The following is a 7,345-nucleotide window of genomic DNA, read 5'->3' as shown; positions in this document are numbered from 1 at the left end:
CAGAGCAGGAAGGGGGCGAGCCAGCCGGCCTGGGCGTAGGTCGGCAGGAAGGCGATCAAGAGCGTCGAGCCCCCCATCAGCATCAGGGAGGCGACCAGGGTCGACTTGCGCCCCAGCCGGTCGCCGAAGTGGCCGAACACGCTGGCCCCCAGGGGGCGGGCGAAGAAGGCGAGCGCGAAGGTGGCGTAGGCGCTCATCAGCTGGGCCGAGGCCGAGGCCTTGGGGAAGAACAGGGTTCCGAACACCAGGGAGGCGGCGGTGGCGTAGATGTAGAAGTCGTAGAACTCCACCGCCGTGCCGATCAGGCTGGCGGCCAGGATGCGGCGGTTCGAGGCGCTGGGCGCGGCGTCGGTCATGAATTTCCCCCCGGAATGTCTTGGCGCAGGCTTGAAGGAGCCGCGCCGCAGGGTCAAGGCGGCCAGGCCTTAGCGGATCTTCAGGGCGATCAGCACCAGCAGCGAGGTGATCCCCACATGCAGGATGATGAAGCGCACCAGGACCTGGGCGTTGGACCAGCCGAGCGCCTTGCGACAGTGGTCGTGCAGGGGGAAGCGGATGTTCGGGAAGATGCGCAGGCCGAGGACGCGGATCAGGGCGACCTTGATCAGGCCCGTCGCGCCGTTCAGCAGCAGGACCGGCCCGATGATGACAATGAACAGCGGATTGTTGGTGGCCAGCACCAGCATGCCGATCAAGAGGCCCAGCGGCCGGGAGCCCGCGTCGCCCATCAGGAGCGCGCTGGGCGGGGCGTTATGCCAGAGGTAGCCGGCCAGGCATCCCACCATCAGCAGGGCGTAGATAGACCACTCCGCGCCTTGAGGATTGAGCACCACGTGCAGATGCTGGGCGACGGCGGCGTTGCCGAGGATGGCGTAGAGCAGGCCACCCAGCATCAGGATCGCGAAGCCGGACAGACTGCCGGAGACCCCGTCGACCCCGTCAGAGCAATTGGTGGCGTTGATCGACAGCCAGACCACGGCGGCGCCGAGCGGAATGGCCACGAAGGCCGGAATGGTCAGGGCTTCACGCCAGATCGGCAGCCAGATCATGGTCGGCCCGAACCCATAGATGACACAGGCCGCCCCGATGGCCAGGACGGCGTCCAGAGCGCCCAGGGTCAATTCGTTGAAACCCCCGGTCCTGTCGTCGAGGAAGCCGATCACCGTCGCGGCCAGCATGAACGGGACGGTGCGCAGGGGCGCCGAGGCGAGCGGCAGGAACAGGACCGCCATGGCGCAGAACAGGGTCACGAAGAACAGGCCCGCGCCAACCGGCTTGCCCACGCTCTGTTCGGCGTTGATCGCGTGGGCCCGGCCGCCGTCCCGGGGCAGCCACTGGGTCGCCCGGGGCAGCATCAGGAAGGTCGCCGCCGCGCAGACCCCGAAGCCCAGCGAGGCCATGAAGAAGTAGGATCCGAACAGCCGCGAAGGCCCGAACATGGGCGTGGCGAGGGAGGCGAGCCAACTGAGCACCGGAGCTCCTGGGATCTGGCCCGGACGGGCGCATGTGGCGGATGGAATATCTTAGATGAGTTCGCGCGGTCGGGCGAGGGCGGGTCCGAGGGGCTGCGGCGCCCGGACTCAGAGCTTCCTCAGGATCCTCAGGCTCTTCACCGCCGTCAGTTCCTCGTATTGATCCGAGGCCAGCGCCCTCTGGTAGATCTCGAAGGGCGGGCGGCCGCCGTCGGCGGGGTCGGGAAAGACGTCGTGGATGGCCAGGGTTCCGCCCTGGATCAGGTGGGGCGTCCAGCCGCGATAGTCGCCCAGCGCCGCCTCCATGGTGTGGCCGCCGTCGATGAAGACGAAGCTGAGCGGGGTCGCCCAGGCCCGGGCGATGGGGATGGAGCGGCCGACGATCGGGACCACGGTGTCCTCCAGATCGGCGCGGCGCAGGGTGGTGCGGAAGTGGGGCAGGGTGTCCAGCGAGCCGGCCTCGGCGTCCCACAGGCTCTCGTCGAAATACTCCCAGCCCGGCTGGTTTTCTTCCGAGCCCCGATGGTGGTCCAGGGCGTAGAGGACGCCGCCCGCCGCCTTGAAGGCGGCCCCCAGATAGACCGCCGACTTGCCGCAATAGGAGCCGATCTCCAGCCCCGGGCCACGCCGGGCGATGGCCAGGGCGGCGTCGTGCAGGGCGAGCCCCTCCGCCGGGTCCAGGAAGCCTTTGACGCTGTCGATATCGAGGGGGAGTTGCATGGGGCGAGCTTTAGCCCGGAGCGGGGGTCAGCTAAAGCTTCGTGCATGATCCTGATCGACCAAGACGAGGTGCGGGCGCGCCTGACCTATGAGCTCTGCATCCCCATCGTGGCAGAGGCCATGAAGGCGCTGTCGGCCGGCGACACCCGCCAGCTCCTGCGCGGCATTATTCCCTTGGCGCAGGGCCGAATGTTTGGGGTGATGCCGGGGGCCATGGGCGAGCACGAGGCCTTTGGCGCCAAGCTGATCAGCGTGTTCCCGGAGAACTTCGCCAAGGGGATCCAGTCGCACCAGGGGGTGGTGGTGCTGTTCGATCCGGACACCGGGGCGGTCTCCTGCGTCGCTCATGCCGGCGAGGTGACGGCGATCCGCACGGCGGCGGCCAGCGCCGTCGCCACCGACGCCCTGGCCCGACCCGAGGCGACCCGCCTGGCGATCCTGGGCTATGGCGAACAAGCCGAGACCCATCTGAAGGCCATCCGCCATGTCCGCCCCATCGAGGCCGTGACGGTCTGGGGCCGCTCGCCGGAGCGGGCGAAACGTTTCGCCGAGCATATGAGCGCAGAGACCGGCATCAGCGTGCGCGCCGCACTGGACGCCCGGAGCGCCATCGAGGGCGCCGATATCATCTGCACCGTGACCAGCGCCGCCGAGCCGGTGCTGTTCGGCGACTGGATCGCGCCGGGGACCCACATCAATCTGGTGGGCTCCAGCCATGCCGGCCCGACCGAGGTCGACCATGACCTGGTGGTCCGCTCCCGCTTCATTGTCGACAGCCGCGCCTCGGTGCTGGCGGCCGGCGCCGAGTTCCTGAAGGCGAAGGCCGCCGGCCTGATCGACGACGACCATATCGTGGGTGAGATCGGCGAGGTGCTGCTGGGCCGGGTGGTCGGGCGGCGAACGCCTGAGGAGATCACTGTCTACAAGTCGCTGGGCCACATCGTGCAGGACCTGGCCAGCGTGCGGGCGCTGATGCCGGCGCGGTGAAGTCCTAGGCGACGTCGCTGAACAGCTCGAACCGGATCTCCTCGCCCAAGGCGTGGAAGGCCGCGTCCAACTGATCGAGCTTGGAAGCGTGATCCAACCTGAATAGCCGGTCCACCTGTTCGCGGTGCCAGTCGAGACGCCGGGCGAGTTCGGCGCGGGTGAGACCCCGCAGACGGAGGCAGTTGTAGAGACCAAGCTTCAGCAGAGTCTGAGAGGACAGCGCCGCCACCGGCTGCTTCCCCTTCTTGTCGGACCAGGGAGGGATGCGCTCGCCGCGCGATATGCGCGCCGACAGAGCTTCCTCAATAGCGGCGCTCGCCACAGCTGACGCTTCCTCGACCGTACCGGCGAAGGTCGTGACCTCTGGCAGGTCCGGGGTGGTCACCAGAAACGTGTCGTTGTCGTCGGGGGTCAGCTCGATCCGATAATGGGCCATCACTTGAGTCCCAGATCCCTCTTGATCTTGTTCACCAGGCCCGCGCCCAATTCCTTCTGAGCGCCGTGCATCGGCAATTGCGAGGTCTTGTCGCCGCGACGAACTGTGAGATGTCCGGAGCCGCCGCGATGGCTCTCGAAAGTACAGCCTTGTTTCGCCAGCCAGCGTCTCCGTTCGCTCGCGGTCATGACGCAAATTACTCCACACTTGTGTGGAAATCAACAGATGTGTTGACTACGGCCGGGTGACCTCGTCCACGGCTTCCAGCCAGTGGTGGACGGGCGCGCCGTCGCCGGAGGCGAGATGGGTCCAGCAGCCGATATTGGCGGTGTACACGGCGGCTGGCGCCGAGGCGTTGAGGGCGGCGAGCTTGTTGGTCTTGAGCTGGCTGGAGAGTTTCGGCTGCAGCAGGGAATAGGCGCCGGCCGAGCCGCAGCAGAGGTGGTTGTCGGCGACGGGCTGCGGGTCGTAGCCGAGATTGCGCAGCAGGCTGGCGATCTGGCCGGTGAGCTTCAGGCCGTGCTGCAGGGTGCAGGGCTCATGCACGGCGATGCGGGGTTCGGCCGGGGCGCGGAGGGCGGTGAGGTCTGAGCGGGCCAGGATCTCGACCGGATCGCGGACCAGGGCGGCGAGGCGGCTGGCCTGGTCGGCATAGGCTGGATCGTCGCGTAGCAGGTCGGGATAGTCCTTCAGGAAGGCCGCGCAGCCGCTTGAATTCACAAGGATCGCTTCCGCGCCGGCATCGAGGAATGGCGCCCAGGCGTCGAGATTGGTCCGGGCGGCGGCCCGGGCGGCTTCAGCGGCGTCGAGGTGCAGGTGCAGGGCGCCGCAGCAGCCGGCCTTGGGCGCCTCCATCAGGCTGACGCCGACGCGGTCGAGGATGCGGGCCATGGCGGCGTTGAAATGGGTGGCGGTGGCGGCCTGGACGCAGCCGCCCAGCATCAGCATGCGGCGGGCATGGACCGCGCCCGGCGTCGGGCCGGGGACGACCCGGGGCGGCAGCTTCGACTTCAGCGACGCGGGCAGGGCGAAGCGGACGGCGCGGCCCAGGGCGACGGCCAAGCGGAACAGGGGCGGCGAGCCGGCCAGGGTGCGGATCGCCCAGCGCTGGAGGTGTTCGCGGGGGGAGCGCCCCACGGTCTCGGCGATCTCGGCGTGGGCCACATCATAGAGCCGGTGGTACTGGACCCCGGATGGGCAGGTGGTCTCGCAGGCCCGGCAGCTCAGGCAGCTGTCCAGGTGGTCGAGGGTCAGGCGGGTGGGCTCAGCGCCCTCCAGGGCCTGCTTCATCATGTAGATGCGGCCACGCGGGCCGTCGCGCTCGTCGCCGGTCAGCTGGTAGGTCGGGCAGGTGGCGTTGCACATGCCGCAGTGGACGCAGGCCTTCAGGGCCTGTTCGGCGATGGCGCCGCCGGCGGTCCCGGCGAGGGGGCCCTGGAGAACGGTCCTCATTCAGAGCCCCTCATACATGCGGCCGGGATTGAACACGCCGGCCGGATCGAGCGCGGCCTTGATCCTTTGGTGCAGCTTGAGGATCGGTGGGGCAAGCGGCTGGAACACCTGAGCTTTCGCGCCACGATATAGGGTGGCGTGGCCGTCCATCCGCCTGGCCCAGTCCCAGACCTGGGGGGCGATCTCGTCGGCCTTCAGCCAGGCGACGCCGCCCGCCCAGTCCCAGGCCAGCTGGCCATCGAACTCGGGCAGGGGCGCGGTCTGGGGCAGGGCGATCCGCCAGAGCACCGGCGCGCCCTGGAAGGCCGGATGGGTCAGGTCGCGGACCGTGGTCCAGAGGTCCAGGGCCTCGTCCTCGCCGCCGAATTCCCGGGCGGCGCCGGTCACCGCCGCCTCGCCGCCGGAGAGCCGGATGTGCAGGCGCTGACCATCATGGAAGGCGCCGGACAGCGGCAGGGGACGGCGCATCTGCTCGACCACCCAGTTGCGGCCGGCGTCGCGGGCCATGTCGAAGACGAGCGCCCGCTCGACCCGGGGGCGGGGGAAGACCCGCAGCGAGACGTCGAGCAGGACGCCCAGCGACCCTTGCGCCCCGGCCATCAGCCGGAAGGCGTCGAAGCCGGCGACGTTCTTGAACACCGTGCCGCCGAACCTGAGCGCTTCGCCCTGGCCGTCCATGACGCGGACGCCCAGCACATAGTCGCGCAGGGCCCCGGTGAAGGGGCGACGAGGCCCCGACAGGCCGGTGGCGACCGCGCCGCCCAGGGTGCCGGCCAGGCCGAAGCTGGGCGGCTCGAAACAGAGCATCTGGTCGTTGTCCGCCAACAGGGCTTCGACCTCGGCCATGGGCGTTCCGGCCCGGGCGGTGATCACCAGTTCGCTGGGGTCATAGTCGATGACGCCGCGGTGGCCGGCGACCTTCAGCGCCTGGCCCTCGACCGGGCGACCGAACCAGGCCCGGGTGCCGCCGCCCTCGATACGCAGCGGTGCGCGATCGGCGGTCGCGGCGCGGACCTGGTCGGCGAGCTGGGCGGTGAGATCGGTCATGTCGCGCCACCTCGCAGCTGAGCCCTCGCCCCCTTTGGCGGAGAGGGCTTTGAAGTCGAGCCCCGCATCAGAACCGCTCCAGATGCGGATGCGACACCTGTCCGGCGTGGACGTGCATGTGGCCGTATTCCGCGCAGCGGGCGAGGGTGGGGATGGTCTTGCCAGGATTGAGCAGGCCCCTGGGATCGAAGGCGCGCTTGAGGGCGAAGAAGGCCTCGCGTTCGGCGTCCGAGAACTGGGAGCACATCTGGTTGATCTTCTCGCGGCCGACCCCGTGCTCGCCGGTGATCGCGCCGCCGACCTCGACGCAGAGCTCCAGGATCGCCCCGCCCAGGGCTTCGGCCGCCTCCATGTCGCCGGGCTTGCCGGCGTCATAGAGGATCAGCGGGTGCAGATTGCCGTCGCCGGCGTGGAAGACATTGGCGACGGCCAGGCCATGGCTTTCCGCCAGCCGGCTGATCTCGGTCAGCACCTTGGGCAGGGACCGTCGCGGAATGGTGCCGTCGATGCAGTAATAGTCGGGCGCGATGCGGCCCACGGCCGGGAAGGCGCCCTTGCGGCCGGCCCAGAACCGCTTGCGCTCGTCCTCGTCGCGGGCCAGCCGCACCTCCGAGGCGCCGGCCCTGGTCAAAAGCGCGGTGACCCGGGCGATCTCCTCGTCGACATCGTGCGCCGTGCCGTCCAGCTCGCAGAGCAGTATGGCGGCGGCGGACTTCGGATAGCCGGCATGGGCGAAGTCCTCGGCGGCGCGCAGCGCCGGGCCGTCCATCATCTCCAGACCCGCCGGCACCACCCCGGCCGCCATGATGGTCGCCACCGCGCCGGCGGCGACCTCGACATCGTCGAAACAGGCCAGCAGGACGCGGGCGACTTCCGGCAAAGGAGTGAGCTTGACCATCACCTCGGTGACGATGCCCAGCAGGCCCTCCGAGCCGGTCATCAGGGCCATCAGGTCGAAGCCCGCGCTGTCCAGGGCTTCGGAGCCGAGGGTCATCAGCTCGCCGTCGATGGTGATGATCTCAAGCTTGAGGATGTTGTGCACGGTCAGTCCGTACTTCAGGCAGTGCACCCCGCCGGCGTTCTCGGCGACATTGCCGCCGATCGAGCAGGCGATCTGGGACGAGGGGTCGGGGGCGTAGAACAGGCCCATGGCGGCCACCGCCTCGGAGATGGCGAGGTTGCGCACGCCAGGCTGGACCCGGGCGATGCGGGCGCGGGGGTCGATCTCCAG

General features: G+C 69.2%; 9 protein-coding genes. 1 reads left to right on the top strand and 8 read right to left on the bottom strand.

Translation table 11 applies throughout. The annotated features are described in order from the left end of the window. The 3 genes from Q7P21_RS17770 to Q7P21_RS17760 all read right to left on the bottom strand — a co-directional run. Positions 1-356: MFS transporter (locus Q7P21_RS17770; RefSeq protein ID WP_369695352.1), on the bottom strand; the 356-nt coding region annotated here is incomplete at its 3' end. Positions 357-425: 69 nt separating this feature from the next. Continuing rightward, positions 426-1,472: a hypothetical protein gene (locus Q7P21_RS17765; protein WP_304178148.1), complete on the bottom strand. Its 1,047-nt coding sequence runs from the start codon at positions 1,470-1,472 to the stop codon at positions 426-428. A gap of 108 nt (positions 1,473-1,580) precedes the next feature. Continuing rightward, positions 1,581-2,192, bottom strand: a complete 612-nt coding sequence (locus Q7P21_RS17760) for a class I SAM-dependent methyltransferase (protein WP_304172319.1) — start codon at positions 2,190-2,192, stop codon at positions 1,581-1,583. Between the two features lie 45 nt (positions 2,193-2,237). Between Q7P21_RS17760 and Q7P21_RS17755 the strand changes: the two genes are divergently transcribed. Beyond that, on the top strand, positions 2,238-3,179 hold the full coding sequence (locus Q7P21_RS17755; protein WP_304178147.1) for an ornithine cyclodeaminase family protein: 942 nt from the start codon (positions 2,238-2,240) through the stop codon (positions 3,177-3,179). Between the two features lie 4 nt (positions 3,180-3,183). On the opposite strand, the gene Q7P21_RS17750 is transcribed toward Q7P21_RS17755, so the two are convergent. The 5 genes from Q7P21_RS17750 to Q7P21_RS17730 all read right to left on the bottom strand — a co-directional run. Next, entirely contained in the window at positions 3,184-3,615 is a 432-nt protein-coding gene (locus tag Q7P21_RS17750) for a type II toxin-antitoxin system HicB family antitoxin (protein ID WP_304178146.1), read from the bottom strand. Then, positions 3,615-3,803 carry a type II toxin-antitoxin system HicA family toxin gene (locus Q7P21_RS17745; protein ID WP_304178145.1) on the bottom strand — a complete coding sequence of 63 codons (189 nt, stop codon included), beginning with the start codon at positions 3,801-3,803 and terminating at the stop codon, positions 3,615-3,617. The genes Q7P21_RS17750 and Q7P21_RS17745 overlap by 1 nt, the downstream gene beginning before the upstream one ends. A 46-nt stretch (positions 3,804-3,849) precedes the next feature. Next, complete coding sequence (gene glcF / locus Q7P21_RS17740; protein WP_304178144.1) at positions 3,850-5,067, bottom strand: glycolate oxidase subunit GlcF; 1,218 nt, start codon at positions 5,065-5,067, stop codon at positions 3,850-3,852. Beyond that, positions 5,068-6,114 (bottom strand): glycolate oxidase subunit GlcE, encoded by a 1,047-nt coding sequence (gene glcE, locus Q7P21_RS17735; RefSeq protein WP_304178143.1) that lies wholly within the window; start codon positions 6,112-6,114, stop codon positions 5,068-5,070. Positions 6,115-6,181: 67 nt separating this feature from the next. Beyond that, positions 6,182-7,345, bottom strand: a 1,164-nt coding sequence (locus Q7P21_RS17730) for an FAD-linked oxidase C-terminal domain-containing protein (protein ID WP_304178142.1), incomplete at its 5' end; no start/stop codon positions are given.

Origin of the sequence: Phenylobacterium aquaticum, assembly GCF_947378715.1 — a bacterium.
Classification (GTDB): domain Bacteria; phylum Pseudomonadota; class Alphaproteobacteria; order Caulobacterales; family Caulobacteraceae; genus Phenylobacterium; species Phenylobacterium aquaticum_A.
The sequence above is the reverse complement of the archived record's forward strand: the minus strand, read 5'-3'. Positions and strand labels throughout refer to the sequence as shown.